The organism is Pseudomonas sp. BN505 (assembly GCF_029873175.1).
Classification (GTDB): domain Bacteria; phylum Pseudomonadota; class Gammaproteobacteria; order Pseudomonadales; family Pseudomonadaceae; genus Aquipseudomonas; species Aquipseudomonas putida.
Window position 1 is genome coordinate 72797 of the sequence record NZ_SSOI01000053.1, and the last position, 21156, is coordinate 93952.

A 21156-nucleotide genomic window follows, 5' to 3' on the forward strand; every position below is an offset into this window, starting at 1 on the left:
GGAAAGCGGTTTGCTACAAGGCTGGTAACCAAAAGCCGGGCCCGCGCTAGCGGGCTCGGCCGAGGGCAAGTGTCAGAAGTAGTAGGGGAATTTCAGGCTGAAGGAAAAGTCTGGCGCATCATCGGTCAGACCAATGGACAGGTTGGGCACGATGGTCAGGTTGTTGGTGGCGGCGAAGGTCAAGCCCACGTTGAAGTTGGCCGCGTTGTAATCACTGTTGGAGATCGATTGCCAGTCGCCGCCATCGGGTTTGATCTTGCTCTTGCGGGCGAACTGGTCAGACACCGAGAACGACATGCTCATCTTTTCGTTCAGGGCAAAGGCAATACCGCCGCCAATCTGCCAGGAGTCGCCAAGCTTCACGTCACCCGGCACCTTGCTGTTGACCTGTGGGCTGATATCGCTGAACGAGTCCTGCATGTTGTAGGTGTACGACAGGCTGCCGAACAGCACGGCCGGGTCGAAGGTCTTGACCAGCGAGATGCCCGGCGTGATCGACCACACGCCGTTGCCGGTCGGCAGGCTGTCCGGCACTGCCAGGTTGTTGTTGCCGTCTACTTCGCGCAGCTTGATGCCATATGGGTCCTTGCCGGTCGGCGCCTTGACCCGCAGGGTGGCAACCGCGTCAGGCCAGGTCTCGTCCTCGTCGAGGAACTTGTAGGCCACGCCCACGTTGATATCGCCGATTTCCGGGTCGCGGGTGACGGTTGCATCGGAGGTGGTCGCCCCGGCGCCTCCCGCACCGCCGGAAGAGTAGGTCGATTCGCGATACACCACGGGCACGTTGATGTCGAACTGCCAGCGCTGCGCCAGGTTGTAGCGCGCGGTCATGTCCAGGGTCCAGTTGTCGGCCTTGATCCGGTCAAGGTTGATACTGCCGAGGAAGATCGAATCCAGTGCCAGGAAGCCATTGAGCGTCAGCGCACGGGTATCGTAATGGGTGTAGGTGACACCCGTTTCGAAGCTGAACTTGCCACCGCCAAAGAATCCGCTGGCCTCGTCATACAGGTTGGAAACGCTTTGCGCCGGCTGGGAATCGGCCGTCAGCGCCTGGCCGTACGAGCTGCCTGTGGTGCCTGGCGCGCCTGAGGCGACGGTCTGCGCACCTTTGACGCCCTCGGCGGGGGACTTGACCAGGCGTTTGGGCGGCGCTGCTGCGGGGGCCTCCTCGACCTGGCGCACGCGCTGTTCAAGTACCATCAGCGCCTGTTGCTGGGCCTCGTAACGGCGTTTGAGTTCGATCAGTTCCTGTTTTAGCGCTTCGACCTGTGGGTCGGCGGCTGCGTAGAGTGCTGTGGGTGCCAAGGTAGTCAAACACACAAAAGCTCTGAGCGTAAAAGATCGGTACATGGAGTTGCCGTCCCTTCCAACTACTTTTGATGAGACTGAGCGTAGATCAGTATCCGAAGGTGCGAAGACCTTTGAGCTGGTCGAGGCTGCCGTTGAGCGAAGCCGCTGTCGGCACGTTCTCGCGCATGACGACATTCAAGGATGTCATGTTGCTGACCCGGTTGCCGTTGCCGAGCAATGTCGAGTTCTGCATCAGGCCCCCCTGGGCCAGGCGTTGCACGCTGCTGCCCTGGTTGTTGCTGGCATTGATGTTGAGCTGTACACCTACACCGCTGGAAGACACACTGAGCGCGCCTGCGCCGTTTTCCCCGACCAGGGTCTGGCCGGCGGCCAGCACCTGGCCCTGCTGTTGCACGGCGGGGGCCTGGTTGGCCTTGGTGACGTTGATATCGACGTTGTTGTAGGCCGCGTTGTTGTCACCGGCCGCACGTACCACCTGGGTCACACCCTCGGTAGTGGCAAGGCCATTGCCGCCCGTGACCACGCCAGTCCCGGCAGAAGGCGCACTGCCCGGCGCCGTACCTGTACCTTTTTCATCAATCATCGATACATAGAACTGGGGCTTGATGGTCGACTGCTGAACCTGCAGCGTGGACGTTGCCCCGATCACGTCGCCCTTGGCGTTTTGCCAGGTGCTGCTCATGACGATGCCGAAGCTGACGATGCGTCCCGGCATCACGTAGCGGCCACGCAGGTTCGCCAGCTCCTGGTCCTTCAGTTCAATGGGTTTCAACGCCTCGGCGTGGCTTGGCAGGCTGGCAGCCAGGCAGGCCATGGCCAGCCACAAAGAAGTCTTCATGAAATGCTCCCTGGAGCATCATGCTCCTTGTCATTAGAACAGTCGTTAGAAGAAGTCGCTTTTGATAAAGCCGAAGTCCAGCAGCTCGTTGTCCTTCACGGGGGTGAAGGTGTCCACCCGGCCCTTGGCGGTCAGCGGAAGGGGCGGGTCGAGCAGGATGTTGTTCTTGTCGTAACCCTGGCCGATCACGGCGAAGATGATGCCGTTCCAGCCTTTGAGGAAGTCTTCGACTTTGTAGCGTCTATGGCCCAGTACTGGGTCACCGACGTACACCCAGCCTTTGTCGACTTTCTGCATGACTACAAAGTGCTTGTAGCCACGCACATCCATCAGCACCACGACCGGGATACGCACGCTGTGAAGGGTGTCGGGCGCTACCCGGTAACCGCGGGCACGCATGCCTAAGCTTTCGACGTAGCGTTTCATGTCGAGCATCGAGAAGCCCTGCGTGCGCACCAGGTCCTGGTCGGCGTGGGCCAGCATGCCTTCGATGATTTGATGTTCGTCCACATCCAGCCAGTAAGCCTGGCGCAGGATGGTGGCCAGTGCGGCGGCGCCGCAGCTGAAGTCGGTTTTTTGTTGCACCAGGTCGGCAAACTTGCGTTCGCGCACGCTCTGGATGGGTTTGAACACCACGGCGCCGCCCGGCAGGACGGACAGCGGCATTTGTGCAGCTTCGCTCACGCTGGCCAGGCACAGCAAAAACGCCAAGGCGAAAATACGCATGATCGGACGCCTTACGGTGTGTTGAAGAAAGGCCCCCCGAAGGGGGCCTCAAGCGCAGCGTTTAGAACGAGGTGTTGGAGATGGCCAGCGAGTTGCTCTGCTGGTTGCCCACACCGGCTGCCACGTTCACGCCCAGGTTGCCGCTGCCACCGTTTACCGAACCGCTAAGGGTTGCAGTATTGGTAACAGGGTTGGCCCAGCCGGTCGGGGTCAGCACTTGGAAGGACACGGTATTGCTCAAGTCGTAAGCGCTGCTTTCGCTGTAGCTCTTCGAAACGTCGTTCGAGGATTGTTTTGATTTCTCGCCAGACTTCGAGAACTCAGACGCCGAAGCATTCTCGTACGAAGAGTCGTGAGACTTGGTGTACGAAGACTCTTTGGACTTGTCGTACGACGATTCACGCGACTTGTCGTAGTTGGAGTCGAATGCTTTTTCGAACGACGAGTCGTATGCACTTTCGTGCGACTTGTCGACCGATACATCCAGCGATGCACTCAGCGAACCGTCGAAGGTGCTGGAGCGGGTGCGCTCGCGACGGCCATCATCGGTGGTGAGCGTACGCGTAGCGTTGGCGGCTGCATCCAGCGAAGCGTTCAGGTTGGCACTGCTCGACGAGCTGTTGCTGCCGCTGGCTGAGCCGCTCAGGCCCCAGCTGTTGGAGCCACTTGCACTGGAACTGTTGGAGCCGCTGGCGTTCGAGCTGCTCGAACCGCTGGAGTTCCAGCCGCTCGAACCACTGTTGCTGGCGCTTTGCGAGCCGGCCACGCTGAAGCTCGACGACGAGCTGCGGTCGTCAGTCGAGTTGAACGTGCCATCACGCGAGGCCGAACCACTTGCCGAGGTGGTAATGGTGATCGTGTCGACGCGATAGGTGCGGTCAGCACCATTGTTCACGGTCAGGCCAGGACCATCCTGGTTGGCAGAGGCGGTGGCAGTGGCATTACCCAATGGTGCATTGGAGTTGGCGATTGCCATGGTGTTTTTCTGTTGGTTTAGGTCGCCACCGGCCACGTTGATGCCGATATTGCCTTCAGCCCCACTGGCCGAGCCGCTCATCACTGCCGACGACTGGGTCGACCAGTTGTCGACTCGGTTGTTCCTGCTGGTTTGCTGAACGTCTGCAGTCGCGTCGGCCATACCGAACACGAAGCTGTTATCCAGGCTCGAATCGGCGCCAGCGTTGGCAATGGCAGCGGCGTTGTCCTGCTGGTTGCCGTTACCGGCCGCCACGTTGACACCAACGTTACCGCTGGAACCTTGGCCCGAGTCGCTCATTTCGGCTTCGTTGATGGTGCCTTGGTTGGTGATGGTGTTACGGGTGCTGCTTTGGGTGTCTATAGCATTGGCCGTTGCATACACAGGGATTTTGGTGGGTGGAGGCGTATGCTGACCATTGTTATGGTGGCCGTTATGGTGGTCATTACGCCGATCGTTTTGCCCAGCTTGTACAGCAACAGCCATGACCGCAGCAATTGCGAAAACCAGAGGCTTGATTGCCATCGAGGGTTTCATGGTGATTCTCCGTACTTTATTAGGTTAAGTGTTGTTCTTAACTGATTGGGTCAATCCGCGACCCGGATGCTCAAGGTGTTGGCCATGCGGTTTCCCACCCCGGCACTCTGGTTCAACTGGATCACCCCACGGCTACCGGTGAAGGCCTGGTCACTGGTGGTGACCTGGCGATAGCCGGCTGGAATGTCAGTTGCTCCGGAGTTGTTGATCAGCGCCACGTTCTGTTGCATGAGGACGCTGTCGTCGATACTTTGCGGTTGAGCACTGAGGGTGATGCTCAGGGCGTTGGCTTGCTGGGTGTTGGCCCCGGCGCTCTGGTTGACGCCCAGTGCGCCACTGCCGTTGCTGAAGGCGTTGCCCTGAATGGTCGAGCGGGCATCCATCGCGGGGTCGGTCGGCGTGTTCAGCCGTTGCCGGATCTGCGTGCTGGCGTTCGCTTCAGGCCCCACGGCGATGGCGCGCGCATTGACCTGTTGCTGTTTGTCGCCAGCCGCCTGGTTGACAGAGAGGTTGCCCTGGTAGCGGCTGCCGGAGCTGTCGATGTTGGCGTTATTGATGACGGGAACAAGCGAGTCGGCGAGGGCTGGCGCACTGCAAAGGGTGGCCAGAATCAGCAGCATGTGCTTCATCTCACTTGCCCCCGCCAGTCAGGATCTGCAACGGCGCGAGCCCGCGCTGGACACTCGAGTTGACCATGTTCGAGATCCCGTTGCCCGATCCCCCTGTGCCCCGACCACCCGACAGGTTGGGTAGTTGGTTCTGATTGCCGAGGTTGCCGCCCAGGTTGTTGGTCTGCTGGGTGATCATGTTGCTGATGCCGGCGCCACTGCTGATGCTTGCGAAGTCGCCATCGCTCAATTCGTTGGTCTGTTTGAGCACGTAGGCAGAAGGGTTGGCGTTGACTGTGGTCGGGCTCGGGTCAGGGATGAGGGGGGGGATGGTCGCGTTGCGCACCTGAACGTCGCGCTTGATGATGATGATCCCGTTGTCCGCCTGGGCCGTCAGGCTCAGTGACCCCAATACACAACCCACCAGTACGAGGTGATAGAGGTGTTTGTCACTTTTCCTCACGACGGCAACTCCTTCTTTGAGCGCTGGCCCTGTTCAGCGATGCGAACAACAGAGCAGAAGGTGTGCCGCTTTTGACAATCGTTTGCAGATCAATGGGTTAAGGCAGAGGAATGACAATCTGCGGCGTATTCTGTCTCGCTGCTGATACAGGTCGCCGCGAGTGGTGCTGGCTAACCCAGCAGTGGCTTTGACTGGAAGGGTTTTTGCAGGGGTGTATCACTGGCTTGACACTGACCCCGATGCCGGGCCAAACCCCGCATTTTCGGGGGCTCTGCCCCACCGGTATGTCTCAGTGGCTTAACACTCGGTGGGGCATGCTGGCGCATCGATATCAAGCAGCATAGCAACCGCCTGCAGAGCCAGCCATTGGCGCTGTGGCCAATTGCCCTCAAGTATCTGGTACGCCTGATGGTGCCGCCTCAGCCAAGCCAGGCTGTCGTCGAAAAAGCGCTGGCGGTCGTTGAGGTCGGGCTGGCTGCGCTGGCCATCGGCAACCCAGTCCACACCTTGTGGGCTGAGTAGCAGGTGCAGGTCGTAACGCCGTGCAAGCAATGCCTGTTCCAGCCAAGGCGGGCAGGCATCGAACAAGGCGTGGCTCCAGAGCATATTGCTGAGCAGGTGAGTGTCGAGGATCAGCAGCGGTGGAGCCTGCTCGCGGGCCCGGTCCTCCCAGGCCAGCTGGCCGCGGGCGATGGTGGGGATATCGGCGTAGCAGGTATCGCGGCACTCCTGGTCGATGAAGTGGCGCACATACTCGGCCACCACCACGCCGCCGAAATGCGCCTGGATGACGCCACTGAGCCAGCTCTTGCCGCTGGATTCCGGGCCGCACAGCACCAGTATCTTCATGGCCTGGTCTGCGCTCATGGCTGCACCAAAGCCGGGTCACGGCGCCATTCCAGCCAGCCGCGCACGGCAATCAGGGTAAGCACGGCGAAGAAGCCTGCGGTGAAATACAGCTGCTGGTGCAGGTACTGGCCTACATAGACGATGTCTACCACTACCCACAGCGGCCAGCATTGCAGGCGCTTCTGGGCCATCCACAGTTGCGCTACCAGGCTGAAGCCGGTGAGGGTGGCGTCCAGCCAGGGCAGGGCGGCATCGGTCCAGTTGGCCATGGCCGCGCCCAGCGCCGCGCTCAGCAGCAGCCCGGCGACCAGGCCGCTGAGCAGTGCCGGGCGTTGCAGGCGGGAAACCTGGCGGGCGTCTTCCTCATGACCGGGGCGCTTCCATTGCCACCAGCCGTACAGTTGCAGGATGGCGTAGGCCAGTTGCAGCAACATGCCCGAATACAGCTTTACCTCGTAGAACAGCCAGCCATAGATCAGCACCATGACCAGGCCGATCGGCCAGCACCAGGCGTTCTGCTTGACCGTTAGCCAGACAGCGGTAACGCCGAGGACGGCGGCGATGAGTTCAAGGCCGGTCATCGGCGATCCTTGGCGGCTTAGGGGAGGGGGCGAGATTGTAGCGGGTCATTGGGCCAAGTTGTAGCGCACAGTGTGGAAGCGGCCTTGCCGGGGCGCCGGACCGGTCGGAAAGGGCCGCAAAGCGGCCCCGGGATTTCGGCATCAAAACATAGATTGCTGGGGCCGCGCTGCGGCCCTTTCGCGGCGCAAGGCCGCTCCTACAAAGGCCGCGTCGATGTCCAAAGGCTAGACCCGGAACTGCCGCAGCAACTGTTCCAGCTCCTCGCTCAACTGCTCCAGCCGCCCCGGCATCACTGGATTGGCGTGCCGCGTCGGCCGTTTGCTGGGACAACCCGGCGGTATCCAGTACGTTGCGGTTGATCTCTTCGACCACATGCGCCTGCTGCAAGGTGGCACTGGCGATGGATGCATTCAAGGCCGTGAGGTTGTTCAGCACCTGGTTGATGGCATCCAGGCTGGCGCCGGCCTCGCGGGCTTGCTCGACGGTCTGGCGCGAGGCTTCGCTGCTGGTGTCGATGGCCTTGACCGCCGCGTCCGACTGGCTTTGCAGGTGCTCGATCATGGTATGGATCTCGGCCGTCGACTGCGCTGTGCGCTGGGCCAGCAGGCGCACCTCGTCGGCGACCACGGCAAAGCCGCGACCTTGCTCGCCGGCCCGTGCCGCCTCGATGGCTGCGTTCAGCGCCAGCAGGTTGGTCTGCTCGGCGATGGAGCGGATTACCTCCAGCACGCCACCGATGCGCGTGCTGTGCCCGGCCAGGTCGCGAATCACTTGCACGGCCTGGTCGATGGTCAGCGACAGCCGATCGATCTGTGCCAGGCTGCCATGGATGGCTTGCTGGCCATGCGCTACCTGCTGCTGCGCGGTGCGCATTTCGCCGGCGGCCTGTTCGGCGGTCTTGGCCACGTCCTGCACGGCGTACGTCACCTCGTTCACGGCAGTGGCCACTTGGTCCATCTGTAGCGATTGCTGGGCACTGTGCTGTTGTGCGGCACCCGCATTGTCACCCACATGCCCGGCGGATTGGGCCAATGCGTGGGCGGCGCCCTGCAGCTGGCCTACCAGACCTTGCAGCTTGCCGTTGAAGCGGTTGAAGTGCTCGCCCAGGTGGGTGATTTCGTCACGACCGTGGGTGTCCAGGCGCCGGGTCAGGTCGCTTTCGCCGCTGGCAATGTTGCCCATGGCCTGTACAGCCTCCTGCAAGGGGCGGGCGATGCTACGGGCAATCAGCAAGACCACCAGCGCCATCAGCAGGGCGATGCCCACGCCTACCAGCGAGGCGTCGCGCAGCTGGCGGGCGAATTCGGCCTGCACATCATCAATGTACACGCCAGACCCGATGATCCAGCCCCAGGGCTTGAACAGCTGTATATAGGAAGTCTTGGCCACTGGCTCGCTGGCGCCGGGCTTGGGCCAGCGGTAGTTGACCGGCCCGGCGTCCTGCAGGCGGGCCAGTGCGACCATCTCGTTGAACACGGCAAAGCCGTCAGGGTCGCGAATGGCCGAGAGGTCCTGGCCGTCGAGCTTGGGGTTGGCCGGATGCATGATCATCCTGGGCCCCAGGTCGTTGATCCAGAAGTAGTCGTCGTGGTCGTAGCGCAGCGCCCGCACCACTTGCAGCGCCTGCTGCTGGGCAGCTTCGCGGCTGAGTGTGCCGGCCGCCTCCAGACCTTGGTAATAGGCCAGTACACCGGCCGCCGTCTGCACCACGTGGCGGGTTTTCTCCGCCTTGGCCTGGTACAGGTCACCGTGGATCTGGCGCAGCATCAGCAGGCCCAGCACCACCAGCATGGCCACTGCCACCACCAGCATCAGCCACAGCCGACGGCTGATCGACATCGATCTTAGAGTCTTCATCCACGAGCTCCCGCATTGTTCTTTTTATTGAGGTGCATCCAAGCATGCTTTGCGCCAGGGCCCCACTCGACTAATGGCTAAGTGATATCTTAGTAATAGTCTGCAGGAGGTCTCGTAAAGCGAATGCAAAGGCGCTCTGCTAGGATTTCGGCCGCGCAAGATGAAACCGTTAGCCGCCGTGAACGTTTCCACTGGCGTTGCGCCCAACAGTCGCTGTAAAACAGCCGGGCCGCGTGCGGCAATTTCAAGCAAATCAAGAACAAGGGGCCTGCAGCAAGCAGCGCTCCATCCGGGGGAATGATGGATTTTTGGACTGCCTTCCAGGCAATCATCTTGGGCGTGGTTGAAGGGCTGACGGAGTTTCTGCCGATTTCCAGTACCGGGCACCAGATTATCGTCGCCGACCTGATAGGTTTTGGCGGCGAACGGGCCATGGCTTTCAACATCATTATCCAGCTGGCGGCGATCCTGGCGGTGGTGTGGGAGTTTCGCGGCAAGATTCTCGAAGTGGTGTTCGGCCTGACCAGCCAGCCCAAGGCACGGCGTTTTACCGGCAACCTGCTGTTGGCGTTCATGCCGGCGGTGGTGTTGGGGGTGCTGTTCGCGGACCTGATTCACGAGTACCTGTTCAACCCGATCACCGTGGCGACGGCGCTCGTCGTGGGTGGGGTCATCATGCTCTGGGCCGAGCGTCGCGACCACAGCGTGCAGGTGGACCATGTGGATGACATGCGTTGGAGTCATGCGCTGAAGATCGGGTTTGTCCAGTGCCTGGCGATGATCCCTGGCACTTCGCGCTCCGGCTCGACCATTATCGGCGGCCTGCTCTTCGGCCTGTCGCGCAAGGCGGCGACCGAGTTCTCGTTCTTCCTGGCGATGCCGACCATGGTCGGTGCGGCGGTGTACTCGGGCTACAAGTACCGGGACCTGTTCCAGCCCAGTGACTTGCCGGTGTTTGCCATTGGCTTCGTGACTTCGTTCATTTTCGCCATGATCGCTGTGCGTGCGCTGCTCAAGTTCATTGCCAACCACAGCTACGCGGCATTTGCCTGGTATCGCATTGTCTTCGGCCTGTTGATTCTGGCGACCTGGCAGTTCGGCTGGGTTGACTGGTCCACCGCACATGGCTGAGGCATTGCGCGGGCAACGGGCTGAAGGTGTACGCAATGTGCGCCTGAAGCTGATGCTGTTGGGCCTGCTTTGCCTGTTGCCTGGCCTGGGGGCTGCGCGCATGGCCTGGAACGATGAAGCCTGGTGGCCGTTGGCGCTGTACCCGGCGATGAGCCTGATCAGCCTGTTGCTGTATTGGCAGGATAAGCAGCAGGCGCGTACACAGGCCTGGCGTACACCCGAGAAAGTGCTGCACGGCAGTGAATTACTGGGTGGCTGGCCTGGGGCCTTGCTGGCACAACAGCTGTTTCGGCACAAGACCCGCAAGGTTTCGTTCCAGTTGGTGTTCTGGGGGATTGTGCTGGTGCATCAGGTGTTCTGGGCAGACTGGCTGTTTTTTGAAGGGCGTTATCTGCCCTTCAATTGATGTTTACCTGTACTGGCTTCTTCGCGGGCAAGCCCGCGAAGAGGCCGGTACAGGCTGACTAGATCAACAAACCCACCTGCAACCGCTTGGGCAACCGCCGCACCACCAGTTGGTGCGAGCGCTGCAGCAAATCACACAGCTCATCACGCCCCATGGGATAGGGCAGCGCCATGCTGATCCACCGCGCCCGCGCCAGATACGGCGCAGGCCGCACCCCTGGGCGGTCGCAGTAGCCGAGAAACAGCTCATCGGCCACTTTGAACGACAGCCCGGCACCTGCCAGGTCGAGCACCGCGAACATCTTGTTGCCCGCCACCGAAAACACCCGAATGCCGCCCCATTTGTAATCTTCACGTGCACCCGGCAGGCTCAGGCAAAACGCTGCCACCTGGGCTTCGCTCATCTTCCTTTCAGACATACCGCTCTCCACAGGCCTCGAATGAGGCCGCCAGGTGATCGATCCACACCCGCACTGCAGGCAGTACACCGCGCCGATGCGGGTACACCGCCTGCAGATAGCCGCCTGGCAGTGACCAGTCTGGCAGCAGGCGCACCAGTTCGCCGCGTTCCAGTTCTTCTTCACAAAACATGCTGGGCAAGGCGGTGAATCCGAGTCCAGCCCGTACAGCAGCATTACGTACTACGAAATCGTCGATGGCCAAGCGAGGTTCCAGGGCGATTTCCTGCTGCTTACCATGCGGGCCGAACAGGCGGAAGTGCACTAACCGGTCTGCTTCGGCGGCGCCTAGCACCGGCAGTGACGCCAGCTCACCCGGTTCGCGGATGTGGTCGGCGAAACCGGGTGCGGCCACCAGTTGCATCTGCGCCTGGCGCAGGCGGCGGGTGACCAGGGCCGGGTCTTCATCACCCAGATCTCGCACGCGCAGCGCGACGTCGATGCCTTCGGAAATCAGGTCGACGCGGCGGTTGAGCAGCACCATGTCCAGCTGCACCAGCGGGTACTGGGCAAGAAAGCGGCTGATCACATCCGGCAGAAAGGCATGCGCCAGCGCCACCGGGCAAGACACCCGCAAGCGCCCGCGCGGCTCGCTGCTCATGCTGGCCACGGCTTCATCGGCGGCTTCGGCCTCCAGTAGCATGGCCTGGCAGTGGTGCAGGTAGCGTTCGCCGACCGCCGTGAGTTTCAGCTGCCGTGTGGTGCGTTGCAGCAGGCGGGTGCCCAAGCGTTCTTCCAGTTCGGCAATGCGCCGTGACAGGCGCGACTTGGGGATGCCCAGCTGGCGCCCGGCTGCAGCGAAACCGCCGGCTTCGACCACTCGGGCAAAGTAGAAAAGGTCGTTGAGGTCTTGCATGGGAATGTCTCACTGTTCCATATGTGGGACAAACTAGCGCATTTTTGCCGGCTTATCAGCCATTACTCATCCCGGTAGGATTCTCTCCATCGTGATCGCCCAACGCTGCGGTCTTCAATCACAGGAGAGTCCCATGAAACTGTTGCACATCGATTCGAGCATCCTGGGCGACAATTCCGCCTCCCGCCAACTGAGCCGTGAAGTGGTCGAAGCCTGGAAAGCCGCTGATCCGAGCGTGGAAGTGGTGTATCGCGACCTGGCCGCCGACGCCATCGCCCACTTCTCTGCCGCCACCCTGGTGGCCGCAGGTACTCCTGAAGATATGCGCGATGCAGCCCAGGCGTTCGAAGCCAAGCTGAGCGCGGAAACCCTGGAAGAGTTCCTGGCCGCTGATGCCGTGGTGATTGGTGCGCCGATGTACAACTTCACCGTGCCGACCCAGCTCAAGGCCTGGATCGACCGCGTTGCTGTTGCCGGCAAGACCTTCCGCTACACCGAAGCGGGCCCGGAAGGCCTGTGCGGCAACAAGAAAGTGGTGCTGGTGTCCACCGCCGGTGGCCTGCACGCTGGCCAGCCGACTGGCGCCGGGCATGAAGACTTCCTGAAAGTGTTCCTGGGCTTTATTGGTGTGACCGACCTGGAAATCGTCCGCGCTCATGGCCTGGCTTATGGCCCGGAACACCGCAGCCAGGCAATTGATGCTGCCCAGGCGCAGATTGCCAATGAGCTGTTTGCTGCTGCCTGATCCTCGGTAGCTGGCCTGTCATGGCCTCATCGCCGGCAAGCCATCTCTCACCCAGTACGTGCGGGAGCTGGCTTGCCGGCGATGAGGCCGTTTCAGGCGACCGGGATGATTGGGTCGGCAGCCGCCAAAGCCGCAGCGCGATCCGCCGCTGGCGGGTAGATCCATACCGTGTTGATCTGCGCCTTTAGCGCCTTGGCCTCGGCCTTGTCCTCCGGTGGCGACACCGCACGCTCCCACCCCTCGGTATACACCGCGCCCCAGGCGCCCAGGTCCAGGCACGTCACGTACTTGGGCTGGCTGTAGGTCATGGGTGCCACGTCAATCAGCTCGGCAGCGGCATTGTTGCCTGCATGGCGCCCCAGCGGAATCGCATGCTGGCAGGACATCACTGCGTAATTGCCTAGCTCGTCACAGGCGGCATAGGCCACATCACCGGCTGCGTATACCGCATCATTGCCCTTGACCTTCAGGTTGCCATCCACGTGCAGGCGCCCCAGGCGGTCACGCTCGCCGCTGATCTGTTCGGTGAGCGGGTTGGCCTTGAAGCCCACCGTCCACACCACGGTATTGGCGTCGATGCGCTGGCCGTTGTCCAGCAACACACCGGCCGGGTCAACCGAAGCGACTGTGGCACCGCACACCCACTCCACCCCCAGCGCCTCGCAAGCCTGTTCGATGGCCGGGCGGATGCCGTCTCCCAACGCAGCACCCATCCTGGCGCCGCGGTCGATGACTAGCACACGCAAGGCTGCGCCCTCACCGAGGATTTCCCGAAGCCGTGCCGGCAGCTCGGTGGCCGTCTCGATACCTGTAAAACCGCCACCGGCCACCACCACGGTATTGCGCGCCGGCGTGTCGGGCAGGCTGGCCAGCGACTTGAGATGGGTTTCCAGCCGCGCAGCGCTGTCGATCTTGTCGACGTCGAAAACGTGCTCGATACCGACCATGTCTGGCCGGTTGAGCACACTGCCGCAGGCCATGATAAGGCGGTCGTAGGGCAGGGCGCACTGGGTGCCGCTGCGGGTACGGTAGCTGACCCGGCGGGCCGCTTCATCAATGTGGAATGCTGTGCCTTGCACGAAGCGAACGTTGACGGCATCGAGCAGGTCCTGCAGCGGCGCGGCCATGGTGTGAACGTTGGGCTCGTAGAAGCGCGGGCGCACATGCAGTTCGGCCTGGGGGGCGAGCAAGGTGACCTCGACGTCCTTGCTACCGTTGAGGTCAAGCTGGCGGATGGCGCTGAGTGCGCTCCACAAGCCGGCAAAGCCCGCGCCAATGATCAGGATCTGCTTCATGGTTGTGCTCCTTTTCAAGTTCGGTGAACAAGGTAGACCGTATTGCAGGTCAACGGTGTTACGAACGCCTGCAGGAGTGCTTCAGAATGTTGGCGGCGTGATCACCCAGATCACCACGGCATCCACCTCGCCGGGGTTGCCGTAGCGGTGGGGCTCCTGGCTGGAGAAGCTGAAACTGTCGCCTTCACCTAGCTGGAAGTGCCGTTCGCCCACCCAAAGCTCAAAGCTGCCACTCAGGATGTAGCCGGCTTCTTCGCCTTCATGGCTGTAGCTTTGCTGGCTGTAGGTGCCTGGGGGGAAGCGCGAGTGCAGTATCTCCAGCTGGCGGTTGGGCTGGGGGGTGAGCAGCTGATCGACGATGCCATCTTCATAGTGCACGCTCAGGCGGCTGTTGCGGCGCACCACATAGCCCTGGTCCTCTGGTGCAGTGGTGGCTTCGCTGGCGAAGAACCACTGGATGGTGACACCCAGGCTGCGGGCGATGTTGAACAGCGCCGGGATCGACGGGTAGGAAAGGTTGCGCTCCAGTTGGCTGATGTAGCCGGCGGTCAGTTCACTGTGCGCGGCCAGCTCCGCCAGGGTCATGCCGCGGCGCTTGCGCAGGCCGCGGATGCGTGTGCCCAGGAACTGCGGCGCGGCGCCCCCGGCTTCGCTGGCGGGGGGCTGGGGGAGTTGGCTCATGCACGTCGGTCCATCGCAAAAGCCGCAGTATGTACAGCCTCAGAGCGACCAGGCAACCGTCAAGCCGTCGTGAATCGCTTCTTCCGCGGTACGTGGTGCCAGGCAGTCGCCAACGCGCCGCACTTCTACCAGGCCGGCCAGCTCGCTGGCCAGGCTGTCTTCCGGCTGATGGCCCATGCACAGCACCAGGGTGTCGATGCCCTCGAAGATCATCGGTTCGCCGCTGGCGGTGTGCTGCAGGTACACCGTGTTGTCGTCGCTGCCATACAAGCGCGCATAAGGGGTGATGGGGATGCCCAGGCGATGCAGCTCGCCGGCCAGTTGGTCGCGCACGTACAGCGGCAGGTTCTCGCCGCAATGGGTACCGTTGACTGCCAACTGCACCTGGTGCCCCTCGCGCACCAGGCGTTCGGCGATGCCAGGGCCGATCCAGTCGCAGCGCCAGTCGATCACCAGCACCGAACGCCCCAGCTTCACTTCATTGCGCAGCACCTGCCAGGCATCCACCACCTGCAGTTCACCCGTGCGCTCGAACGCCGGCCAGTAGGGGGTAGCGCCAGTGGCGGCAATGACCAGGTCGGGGCGCTCGCGCTCGACCAGGGCACGGTCCACCCGGGTGTTGCGAACGACTTCCACGCCGGCCAGGGCCATTTCCCGTTGCAGGTTGGTGCTGGCCCCGCCGAACTCGCTGCGCCGCGGTAGCAATTGGGCCAGCAGCACCTGGCCACCGAGCTGCGGGCCGGCTTCGTACAGCGTTACCTGGTGCCCACGGGCGGCGGCCACGGCGGCGGCCTTCATGCCGGCCGGGCCGCCACCGGCGACGAGGATACGTTTGGGCGTGGTGGTGGGCGTCAGCTGCCCGTACTGCAATTCGCGGCCGGTTTCTGGCCGCTGGATGCAGGAGATGGCCAAGCCACGATGAAAGTGGCCGATGCAGGCCTGGTTGCAGGCAATGCAGGCGCGTACATCTTCGACCTGGCCGCGTTCGGTCTTGCTCGGCATCAGCGGGTCGCAGATCAGTGCACGGGTCATGCCGCAGACATCCGCCTGGCCGCGGGCCAGGATCAGTTCGGCTTCCTGGGGCTGGTTGATGCGCCCGGTAACGAACAACGGAATGTCCAGTTGCTGCTTGAAGGTTCCCGCTTCTCGGGCCAGGTAAGCCGCCTCGATGGCCATAGGCGGGACGATGTGCACGGCGCCGCCCAGGGACGCCGAAGTGCCAGCGACGATGTGCAGGTAGTCGAGCTGGGCCTGCAGGGCAACCGCAGCGGCCAGCGACTCATCCTCGCTCAGCCCTTGGCTGTCGCGCTCGTCGGCGCTTATGCGCAGGCCAATGATGAATTGCTCGTCGGTGGCGGCGCGCACGGCGGCCAGCACTTCACGCAGGAACCTCAGGCGCTGTTCCAGGCTGCCGTTGTACCCGTCGCTGCGCAGGTTTACCCGCGGATTGAGGAACTGCGCGGGCAGGTAGCCATGGCTGGCCACCACCTCGACGCCATCCAGCCCGGCCTGGTGCAGGCGCCGGGCCGCACTGGCATAGCCCTGGACAATTTCGTCGATCATCGGCTGGTCCAGTGCACGTGGCATCACCCGGAAGCGTTCGTTGGGCACCGAAGACGCGGAGTAGGCAACCGCCAGCAGGCCGTCCGCCGACTCCATGATTTCCCGCCCGGGGTGAAACAGTTGCGACAGCACCACGGTGCCGTGTGCATGGCAGGCCTCGGCAAGCTGCCGGTAGCCGTCGATGCAGGCATCGTCGGTGGCCATCAGCACATGCGAGGTGTAGCGGGCGCTGTCATGCACCCCTGCAACCTGCAGCACGATCAGGCCGACGCCACCGGCTGCGCGGTCGCGCTGGTAGGCGATCAGCTTGTCGTTGACCAGGTTGTCGGTGGGCAGGCAGGTGTCATGGCCGGTGGACATGATGCGGTTCTTCAAGCGTTTGCCGCGCAGCTGCAAGGCTTCGAACAGGTGAGGGAAGGCGGTCTGCATACAGGCGGCTCCGGTGCGGTGTTGTTCTTGTTTTGTTTATGAAAGTGTAGCGTCAGTAAAAAATCAACTTGTTTTTTTACTGATGCGCGACTAGGTTTTGATCACCCTCACCGCGAGGGTGTGACCTCACAACAACAAGAAAACGGGCCCTAGGGCACCGGCAGGAGGAAGCTAAGATGCAGTTAATACCCCGTGTTCCTGGCCTATGCGCAACGTTCCTTGCCCTTGCCCTTGGCCTGGGCAGCGCGCATGCCGCGCCGCAGATGGTCGTGGTGGGCTATGGCGGCGCCGGCCAGAAGGCCCAGGATGAGGCCATCTTCAAGCCCTTCAGTGCCCAGGATGGCAGCAAGCTGATCCAGAGCGAATACAACGGCGAGATGGCGCGGATCCAGGTGATGGCCGACACCGGCAACGTCGATTGGGACGTGGTGCAGATCGAGGGGCCGGACTTGATGCGCGGCTGTGAAGAGGGGGTCTACGAACACCTTGACTGGCAGCGCCTGGGCCATGGCGCCGAGCTGATCCCCGACGCAGCTCAAGACTGCGGTTCGGCTGCGCTGGTGTGGAGCGTGGCCATCGCCTACGACCGCAACAAGCTGGCTGAGGCACCGACCTCGTGGGCCGACTTCTGGGATGTGAAGAAGTACCCGGGCAAGCGGGGCCTGCGCAAGCGTGCGGTGTACAACCTGGAGTTCGCGCTGCTGGCCGACGGGGTGCAGGTGGAGGACGTCTACAAGGTGCTGTCGACGTCGGCCGGGGTTGAGCGTGCGTTCGCCAAGCTCAGCGAACTCAAGCCCTATATCCAGTGGTGGGACGCCGGCGCCCAGCCTGCGCAGTGGCTGGCTGCAGGTGATGTGGTAATGACTTCGACCTACAGCGGGCGCATCGCCGTGGCGGCGCAACAAGGTAGCCCGCTGGCCGTGGTATGGCCTGGGAGCCTGTATGGCATGGACTACTGGGCCATCATCAAAGGCTCGCAGCATGTCGATCAGGCCAAGCGATTGATTGCCTATGCCAACCAGCCTGATACCCAGGTGCGCTATGTGCAGCAGATTCCCTATGGGCCGACCAATACCCAGGCAGCTGCCAGGCTGGACCCGGCCTTGGCCAGCTGGGTACCCACTGCGCCGCAGAACCTGCAAGGGGCGCTGGCGATGAATGTCGAATTCTGGGTCGACCATGGCGAAGAGCTGGAACAGCGCTTCAATGCTTGGGCGAGCAAGTAGTTTCAGGCCACTTCATCTACAGAGATAACGACCATGAACGCCACCGAGCAGCGCCTGCGCCAGGAACTCGCCGCCTGTTATCGGCTGATCGCGCATTTTCGCATGAGCGACCTGATCTTCACCCACATATCCCTGCGCCTGCCAGGGCCGGAGCATCACTTCCTGATCAACCCGTACGGCCTGCTGTTCGACGAAATCACGGCCTCCAGCCTGGTGAAGATCGACCTGCAGGGGAGGCCGGTCGAACCTTCGCCGCACCCGGTCAACCCGGCTGGCTTCGTCATTCACAGCGCCATTCATGCCGCCCGCGAGGACGCCCACTGCGTGCTGCACACCCACACCCGTGCAGGTTGCGCGGTGGCTGCGCTGGAGTGCGGGCTGCTGCCGGTCAACCAGATGTCCATGGAGTTTTACGGCCGAGTGGCTTACCACGCCTATGAAGGTATCGCGCTGGATATGGACGAGCAGCAGCGGTTGGTGGCCGACCTGGGCGACAAGCCGGTGATGATCCTGCGCAACCATGGCCTGCTGGCCACCGGGGGTAGCGTGGCCGAAGCATTCCTGCGCATGTACTACCTGGAGAAGGCCTGTGAGATCCAGTTGGCGGCGCAGAGTGCCGGGCAAGTGATACTGCCGCCGGTTGAAGTGTGCGCGCATACCGAGCGGCAGTTCAACGCGCCGGGGAGGGGGGTGAAGCAGGGTGAGCTGATCGACCCGGATGCGCTACAGCTGGCTTGGGCGGCATTGTTGCGGATGCTGGAGCGGGTAGCGCCTGGTTATCAGGATTGAGCGCCGTCCAGGCGGCCAAGAACAGTCACTGTTGCGCAACCCTTGGCCGCAACTGTAATGGTCCCATTCGAGGGAATCGTCTTATGCTGTAACGAAATATGTATATAAAGCCTGAGGAAGGACGCTGCAATGCCGCTTAAGGACCTGCTCATAGCCCTGGTGGTGATTGTTGCCTGGGGAGTCAACTTCGTGGTCATCAAGGTAGGCCTCGATGGCTTGCCGCCGATGTTGCTGGGGGCGCTGCGCTTCTTGTTGGTGGCGTTTCCGGCAATCTTGCTGGTCAAGCGGCCGAAACTGCCCTGGCGCTGGTTGATCGCCTACGGCGGGACGATTTCGCTGGGTCAGTTTGCCTTCCTGTTCCAGGCCATGTACAGCGGCATGCCGCCGGGGCTGGCCTCGTTGATCCTGCAGTCTCAGGCATTCTTTACCCTGGGTTTTGCCGCGCTGTTTCTCGGTGAACGGCTGCGCCTGGCCAGTGTACTGGGGCTGCTGGTAGCGGCCAGCGGCCTGGCGCTGATTGGCAGCGAAGATGGTGGCCATGTGCCCCTGCTGGCACTGGTACTGACCTTGTGCGCTGGTGCCATGTGGGGCATGGGCAACATCATCACCCGGCGTTTTGGCTCGGTTGACCTGGTGGCGTTGGTGATCTGGGGCGGGCTGATACCACCACTGCCGTTCCTGGCGTTGTCCTGGTGGCTGGAAGGGCCGGAGCGGATCGGCCATGCACTGGCCAACATCAGCTGGAGCTCGGTGCTGGCCCTGGTGTACCTGGCCTTTGTCGCCACCATGCTCGGCTACAGCCTGTGGAGCAAGCTGCTGTCGCGCCACCCGGCCGGCAAGGTGGCACCGTTCTCGCTGCTGGTACCCGTGATTGGCTTGAGTTCATCGGCGCTGTTGCTGGGCGAACGCCTGACCGCCATCCAGGGCTGGGGCGCCTTGCTGGTGATGGCGGGGTTGCTGGTGAACGTGTTCGGCGCGCGTATCGGGCAAAGGTTGCGGGCAGTCAGCGCGTAAACCGCGCAAATAGGCTGCTCGGCGCTCTGTTAGAATCGGCCTCTTTATCCAGGCCGACGGAGCGCTTTCATGATCATTTCCACCACCAGCCAGCTCGAAGGGCGCCCGATTGCCGAATACCTGGGCGTGGTCAGCTCCGAATCGGTGCAGGGCATCAACTTCGTACGCGATTTCTTTGCGCGTTTTCGCGACTTTTTCGGCGGCCGCTCGCAAACCTTGGAAAGCGCCCTGCGTGAAGCACGCGAGCAGGCCACCGAAGAACTCAAGGCGCGGGCACTCCAGTTGCGTGCCGACGCGGTAGTGGGTGTGGATTTCGAGATCAGCATGCCGTCGGTGCAGGGTGGCATGGTGGTGGTATTTGCCACCGGCACCGCGGTGCGCCTGAAGTAGAGCAGTCTGCCACTGGTCGGCTGCAAGGCTCTTGTCCGGGCGGTCCGCAAATGACCAGCTAGTCTCTTTTTCACAGGCCGCGTTTTCTGGGCGACTCTTCTGGTTGCCGGCGCGACTGCCACTGGAGGGAGACAGGGCATGAGCGAATCCTTTTTCGAAGACCTGAACGATGCGTTCCCGATCAACAGCCAAGTGCGTTGCGGCCAGGCGGCCTTCCGCCTGGGGTTCGCCCACATGACGCTGGATGATTCCGAACAGCTCCAGCCTGCACATCTGCAGCGCAGTAAAAAAGGCCGCTTCATGCCGCGGGTTCCGCTGAAGAAGTGATCCCGCCCCAGTACATAACCCCGCCCAATGGCGTAATGCTGTTCACTTAGGGCTGCTGCGCAGCCCATCGCGGCACAAGGCCGCTCCTACCACGACCGCGTAAGCCAATATTCACGGGGCTCACGCGGTCGTGGTAGGAGCGGCCTTGTGCCGCGAAAGGGCCGCAGAGCGGCCCCGGCGATCTTAAGTGAACAGCATTACGCCCAATGGCGGGGTTTTTATTGCGCTTTATTGATCCGCCTCATGGCATTGCCGGGTTGCGCTCGCCGGCTGGGTGAGGTTGTGGTTTTCTGTCGGGGCATTCCAGCAACGGAGGATTGAATGCTCATGCGCGTCAGGGAAGAGACTTATTGGCAGTGGGCCGACGCCCAGTTGCACAGCCGCAGCCACGACGAAGTCCTCAGTGACGGCACCACGCTGGATGTGCAGGTGCGCTTGTCACGTTTGGGGGCAACTCAGCTGTTTTTGGGGTTGTATGCCGGGGATGGGCGGGCATTGCTGGAGGAGTACTACCCAGCGCGGCCAGGGGAGACCATGACCCGCGCCCTGGTATGGGGTGTGGACCGTGCCCGTGCGATGGCTACCGGGGCCTTGCCATTGCCGCAAAGCCGCCGCCAGCGGCGCCAGGCATGAAAAAGCCCGGCCTATGCGGGCCGGGCTTGGTTAAGGGTGAGAACCCTCAGTTGAGCGGTTCGATCACCTTGACTGCCTGCCGCTCACGGGCGGCTGGCCATTCTTGTTGCAGGGTCTGCAGGACGCGGCCAACGAACTCGGTGTCGGCGGCGGCCTTCTTGCCGACGTAGCCTTGGCCACGGCGGTAGACCTTGAAGCGCGCACGCATGCTGGGCAGGTGCTCTTCAAATTCATCTTCGATCGTGTTCGGTGGCAGGCGGTCGAGCCGCACCTCACCGGTTTGGCTGACCCACAGCAAGTGATCGTCAAGGCTGTCCTTGCGTACGGCGAACAGCTGCGCCAGTTGATCGATAGTCGGATTGTTGTTCAAGTTCATCATAAAGCCCCCATTACCCATTCGTAGGTGATTTTCACAGTTGGCGCTAACACGGTGTAGCGCACTACCAACGCTGCTACAGCAGCATCGC

23 protein-coding genes and 1 pseudogene are annotated in these 21156 nt (G+C 62.2%); 9 read left to right on the forward strand and 15 right to left on the reverse strand.

All coding sequences use genetic code 11. The features are described from left to right. Positions 1-72 precede the first annotated feature (72 nt). The 9 genes and pseudogenes from E8E78_RS18085 to mcpP all read right to left on the reverse strand — a co-directional run bounded on the left by E8E78_RS18085 (position 73) and on the right by mcpP (position 8747). Positions 73-1350 carry a hypothetical protein gene (locus E8E78_RS18085; protein WP_049273405.1) on the reverse strand — a complete coding sequence of 426 codons (1278 nt, stop codon included), beginning with the start codon at positions 1348-1350 and terminating at the stop codon, positions 73-75. Positions 1351-1396: 46 nt separating this feature from the next. Next, positions 1397-2149: a hypothetical protein gene (locus E8E78_RS18090; protein ID WP_016500030.1), complete on the reverse strand. Its 753-nt coding sequence runs from the start codon at positions 2147-2149 to the stop codon at positions 1397-1399. A gap of 45 nt (positions 2150-2194) precedes the next feature. Further along, positions 2195-2875: a C39 family peptidase gene (locus tag E8E78_RS18095; protein ID WP_049273407.1), complete on the reverse strand. Its 681-nt coding sequence runs from the start codon at positions 2873-2875 to the stop codon at positions 2195-2197. A 61-nt stretch (positions 2876-2936) separates the two neighbouring features. Beyond that, on the reverse strand, positions 2937-4388 hold the full coding sequence (locus E8E78_RS18100; protein WP_049273408.1) for a hypothetical protein: 1452 nt from the start codon (positions 4386-4388) through the stop codon (positions 2937-2939). A 50-nt stretch (positions 4389-4438) separates the two neighbouring features. After that, on the reverse strand, positions 4439-5017 hold the full coding sequence (locus tag E8E78_RS18105) for an autotransporter adhesin (RefSeq protein ID WP_049273410.1): 579 nt from the start codon (positions 5015-5017) through the stop codon (positions 4439-4441). A gap of 1 nt (position 5018) precedes the next feature. Continuing rightward, on the reverse strand, positions 5019-5459 hold the full coding sequence (locus tag E8E78_RS18110; protein WP_049273411.1) for a hypothetical protein: 441 nt from the start codon (positions 5457-5459) through the stop codon (positions 5019-5021). 297 nt (positions 5460-5756) lie between these two features. Next, on the reverse strand, positions 5757-6326 hold the full coding sequence (locus E8E78_RS18115) for an AAA family ATPase (RefSeq protein WP_049273412.1): 570 nt from the start codon (positions 6324-6326) through the stop codon (positions 5757-5759). After that, complete coding sequence (pnuC, locus tag E8E78_RS18120; RefSeq protein ID WP_049273413.1) at positions 6323-6889, reverse strand: nicotinamide riboside transporter PnuC; 567 nt, start codon at positions 6887-6889, stop codon at positions 6323-6325. The genes E8E78_RS18115 and pnuC overlap by 4 nt, the downstream gene beginning before the upstream one ends. Positions 6890-7114: 225 nt before the next feature. After that, positions 7115-8747: pseudogene (gene mcpP, locus E8E78_RS18125) on the reverse strand (methyl-accepting chemotaxis protein McpP). 300 nt (positions 8748-9047) lie between these two features. Between mcpP and E8E78_RS18130 the strand changes: the two are divergent. Both E8E78_RS18130 and E8E78_RS18135 read left to right on the forward strand, forming a co-directional pair. Next, positions 9048-9878, forward strand: coding sequence for an undecaprenyl-diphosphate phosphatase (locus E8E78_RS18130; protein WP_049273419.1), 831 nt, complete (start codon positions 9048-9050; stop codon positions 9876-9878). Beyond that, a complete protein-coding gene (locus tag E8E78_RS18135) occupies positions 9871-10284 on the forward strand; it encodes a DUF1294 domain-containing protein (protein WP_049273416.1) in 414 nt (137 codons plus the stop codon). Before E8E78_RS18130 ends, E8E78_RS18135 begins: the two co-directional genes overlap by 8 nt. A gap of 58 nt (positions 10285-10342) precedes the next feature. On the opposite strand, the gene E8E78_RS18140 is transcribed toward E8E78_RS18135, so the two are convergent. Further along, positions 10343-10702, reverse strand: coding sequence for an MmcQ/YjbR family DNA-binding protein (locus tag E8E78_RS18140; protein WP_028613769.1), 360 nt, complete (start codon positions 10700-10702; stop codon positions 10343-10345). Beyond that, on the reverse strand, positions 10695-11597 hold the full coding sequence (locus E8E78_RS18145) for a LysR substrate-binding domain-containing protein (RefSeq protein ID WP_059395505.1): 903 nt from the start codon (positions 11595-11597) through the stop codon (positions 10695-10697). Before E8E78_RS18145 ends, E8E78_RS18140 begins: the two co-directional genes overlap by 8 nt. A gap of 133 nt (positions 11598-11730) precedes the next feature. On the opposite strand from E8E78_RS18145, the gene E8E78_RS18150 reads away from it, so the two are divergent. Further along, positions 11731-12342: an FMN-dependent NADH-azoreductase gene (locus E8E78_RS18150; RefSeq protein ID WP_049277030.1), complete on the forward strand. Its 612-nt coding sequence runs from the start codon at positions 11731-11733 to the stop codon at positions 12340-12342. Between the two features lie 92 nt (positions 12343-12434). Here E8E78_RS18150 and E8E78_RS18155 read toward each other — a convergent pair whose 3' ends face one another. The 3 genes from E8E78_RS18155 to E8E78_RS18165 form a co-directional block, all read right to left on the reverse strand. Further along, positions 12435-13637 carry an FAD-dependent oxidoreductase gene (locus tag E8E78_RS18155; RefSeq protein WP_049277029.1) on the reverse strand — a complete coding sequence of 401 codons (1203 nt, stop codon included), beginning with the start codon at positions 13635-13637 and terminating at the stop codon, positions 12435-12437. A gap of 81 nt (positions 13638-13718) precedes the next feature. Next, the gene (locus E8E78_RS18160; protein ID WP_049277028.1) at positions 13719-14318 is read right to left on the reverse strand and encodes a cupin domain-containing protein; all 600 of its coding nucleotides are present in this window, start codon (positions 14316-14318) and stop codon (positions 13719-13721) included. A 39-nt stretch (positions 14319-14357) separates the two neighbouring features. Continuing rightward, complete coding sequence (locus E8E78_RS18165) at positions 14358-16310, reverse strand: FAD-dependent oxidoreductase (protein ID WP_049277027.1); 1953 nt, start codon at positions 16308-16310, stop codon at positions 14358-14360. Between the two features lie 176 nt (positions 16311-16486). On the opposite strand from E8E78_RS18165, the gene E8E78_RS18170 reads away from it, so the two are divergent. The 6 genes from E8E78_RS18170 (at position 16487) to E8E78_RS18195 (ending at position 20689) form a co-directional block, all read left to right on the forward strand. Next, positions 16487-17536, forward strand: coding sequence for an ABC transporter substrate-binding protein (locus E8E78_RS18170; RefSeq protein WP_059395503.1), 1050 nt, complete (start codon positions 16487-16489; stop codon positions 17534-17536). Positions 17537-17569: 33 nt separating this feature from the next. Then, complete coding sequence (locus E8E78_RS18175) at positions 17570-18325, forward strand: class II aldolase/adducin family protein (protein WP_049277024.1); 756 nt, start codon at positions 17570-17572, stop codon at positions 18323-18325. A gap of 129 nt (positions 18326-18454) precedes the next feature. Continuing rightward, positions 18455-19339, forward strand: a complete 885-nt coding sequence (locus E8E78_RS18180; protein WP_049277023.1) for an EamA family transporter — start codon at positions 18455-18457, stop codon at positions 19337-19339. A gap of 69 nt (positions 19340-19408) precedes the next feature. Then, positions 19409-19729: a YbjQ family protein gene (locus tag E8E78_RS18185; RefSeq protein WP_016500011.1), complete on the forward strand. Its 321-nt coding sequence runs from the start codon at positions 19409-19411 to the stop codon at positions 19727-19729. 138 nt (positions 19730-19867) lie between these two features. Continuing rightward, a complete protein-coding gene (locus E8E78_RS18190) occupies positions 19868-20056 on the forward strand; it encodes a hypothetical protein (protein ID WP_003253897.1) in 189 nt (62 codons plus the stop codon). Between the two features lie 321 nt (positions 20057-20377). Continuing rightward, positions 20378-20689, forward strand: a complete 312-nt coding sequence (locus E8E78_RS18195; RefSeq protein ID WP_049277018.1) for a hypothetical protein — start codon at positions 20378-20380, stop codon at positions 20687-20689. A 46-nt stretch (positions 20690-20735) separates the two neighbouring features. Here E8E78_RS18195 and E8E78_RS18200 read toward each other — a convergent pair whose 3' ends face one another. Continuing rightward, on the reverse strand, positions 20736-21068 hold the full coding sequence (locus E8E78_RS18200; RefSeq protein ID WP_016486521.1) for a hypothetical protein: 333 nt from the start codon (positions 21066-21068) through the stop codon (positions 20736-20738). Between the last annotated feature and the right edge of the window lie 88 nt (positions 21069-21156).

Excerpts from the sequence above, each read along its gene's own strand:
- E8E78_RS18170 (WP_059395503.1), top strand. The coding sequence starts at position 16,487 with ATGCAGTTAATACCCCGTGTTCCTGGCCTATGCGCAACGTTCCTTGCC.
- E8E78_RS18190 (WP_003253897.1), top strand. The coding sequence starts at position 19,868 with ATGAGCGAATCCTTTTTCGAAGACCTGAACGATGCGTTCCCGATCAAC.
- E8E78_RS18115 (WP_049273412.1), bottom strand. The coding sequence starts at position 6,326 with ATGAGCGCAGACCAGGCCATGAAGATACTGGTGCTGTGCGGCCCGGAA.
- E8E78_RS18145 (WP_059395505.1), bottom strand. The coding sequence starts at position 11,597 with ATGCAAGACCTCAACGACCTTTTCTACTTTGCCCGAGTGGTCGAAGCC.
- E8E78_RS18090 (WP_016500030.1), bottom strand. The coding sequence starts at position 2,149 with ATGAAGACTTCTTTGTGGCTGGCCATGGCCTGCCTGGCTGCCAGCCTG.
- E8E78_RS18200 (WP_016486521.1), bottom strand. The coding sequence starts at position 21,068 with ATGATGAACTTGAACAACAATCCGACTATCGATCAACTGGCGCAGCTG.
- E8E78_RS18140 (WP_028613769.1), bottom strand. The coding sequence starts at position 10,702 with ATGTCTGAAAGGAAGATGAGCGAAGCCCAGGTGGCAGCGTTTTGCCTG.
- pnuC (WP_049273413.1), bottom strand. The coding sequence starts at position 6,889 with ATGACCGGCCTTGAACTCATCGCCGCCGTCCTCGGCGTTACCGCTGTC.
- E8E78_RS18175 (WP_049277024.1), top strand. The coding sequence starts at position 17,570 with ATGAACGCCACCGAGCAGCGCCTGCGCCAGGAACTCGCCGCCTGTTAT.
- E8E78_RS18150 (WP_049277030.1), top strand. The coding sequence starts at position 11,731 with ATGAAACTGTTGCACATCGATTCGAGCATCCTGGGCGACAATTCCGCC.
- E8E78_RS18180 (WP_049277023.1), top strand. The coding sequence starts at position 18,455 with ATGCCGCTTAAGGACCTGCTCATAGCCCTGGTGGTGATTGTTGCCTGG.
- E8E78_RS18195 (WP_049277018.1), top strand. The coding sequence starts at position 20,378 with ATGCTCATGCGCGTCAGGGAAGAGACTTATTGGCAGTGGGCCGACGCC.
- E8E78_RS18185 (WP_016500011.1), top strand. The coding sequence starts at position 19,409 with ATGATCATTTCCACCACCAGCCAGCTCGAAGGGCGCCCGATTGCCGAA.
- E8E78_RS18095 (WP_049273407.1), bottom strand. The coding sequence starts at position 2,875 with ATGCGTATTTTCGCCTTGGCGTTTTTGCTGTGCCTGGCCAGCGTGAGC.
- E8E78_RS18105 (WP_049273410.1), bottom strand. The coding sequence starts at position 5,017 with ATGAAGCACATGCTGCTGATTCTGGCCACCCTTTGCAGTGCGCCAGCC.
- E8E78_RS18155 (WP_049277029.1), bottom strand. The coding sequence starts at position 13,637 with ATGAAGCAGATCCTGATCATTGGCGCGGGCTTTGCCGGCTTGTGGAGC.
- E8E78_RS18165 (WP_049277027.1), bottom strand. The coding sequence starts at position 16,310 with ATGCAGACCGCCTTCCCTCACCTGTTCGAAGCCTTGCAGCTGCGCGGC.
- E8E78_RS18100 (WP_049273408.1), bottom strand. The coding sequence starts at position 4,388 with ATGAAACCCTCGATGGCAATCAAGCCTCTGGTTTTCGCAATTGCTGCG.
- E8E78_RS18160 (WP_049277028.1), bottom strand. The coding sequence starts at position 14,318 with ATGAGCCAACTCCCCCAGCCCCCCGCCAGCGAAGCCGGGGGCGCCGCG.
- E8E78_RS18130 (WP_049273419.1), top strand. The coding sequence starts at position 9,048 with ATGGATTTTTGGACTGCCTTCCAGGCAATCATCTTGGGCGTGGTTGAA.
- E8E78_RS18085 (WP_049273405.1), bottom strand. The coding sequence starts at position 1,350 with ATGTACCGATCTTTTACGCTCAGAGCTTTTGTGTGTTTGACTACCTTG.
- E8E78_RS18135 (WP_049273416.1), top strand. The coding sequence starts at position 9,871 with ATGGCTGAGGCATTGCGCGGGCAACGGGCTGAAGGTGTACGCAATGTG.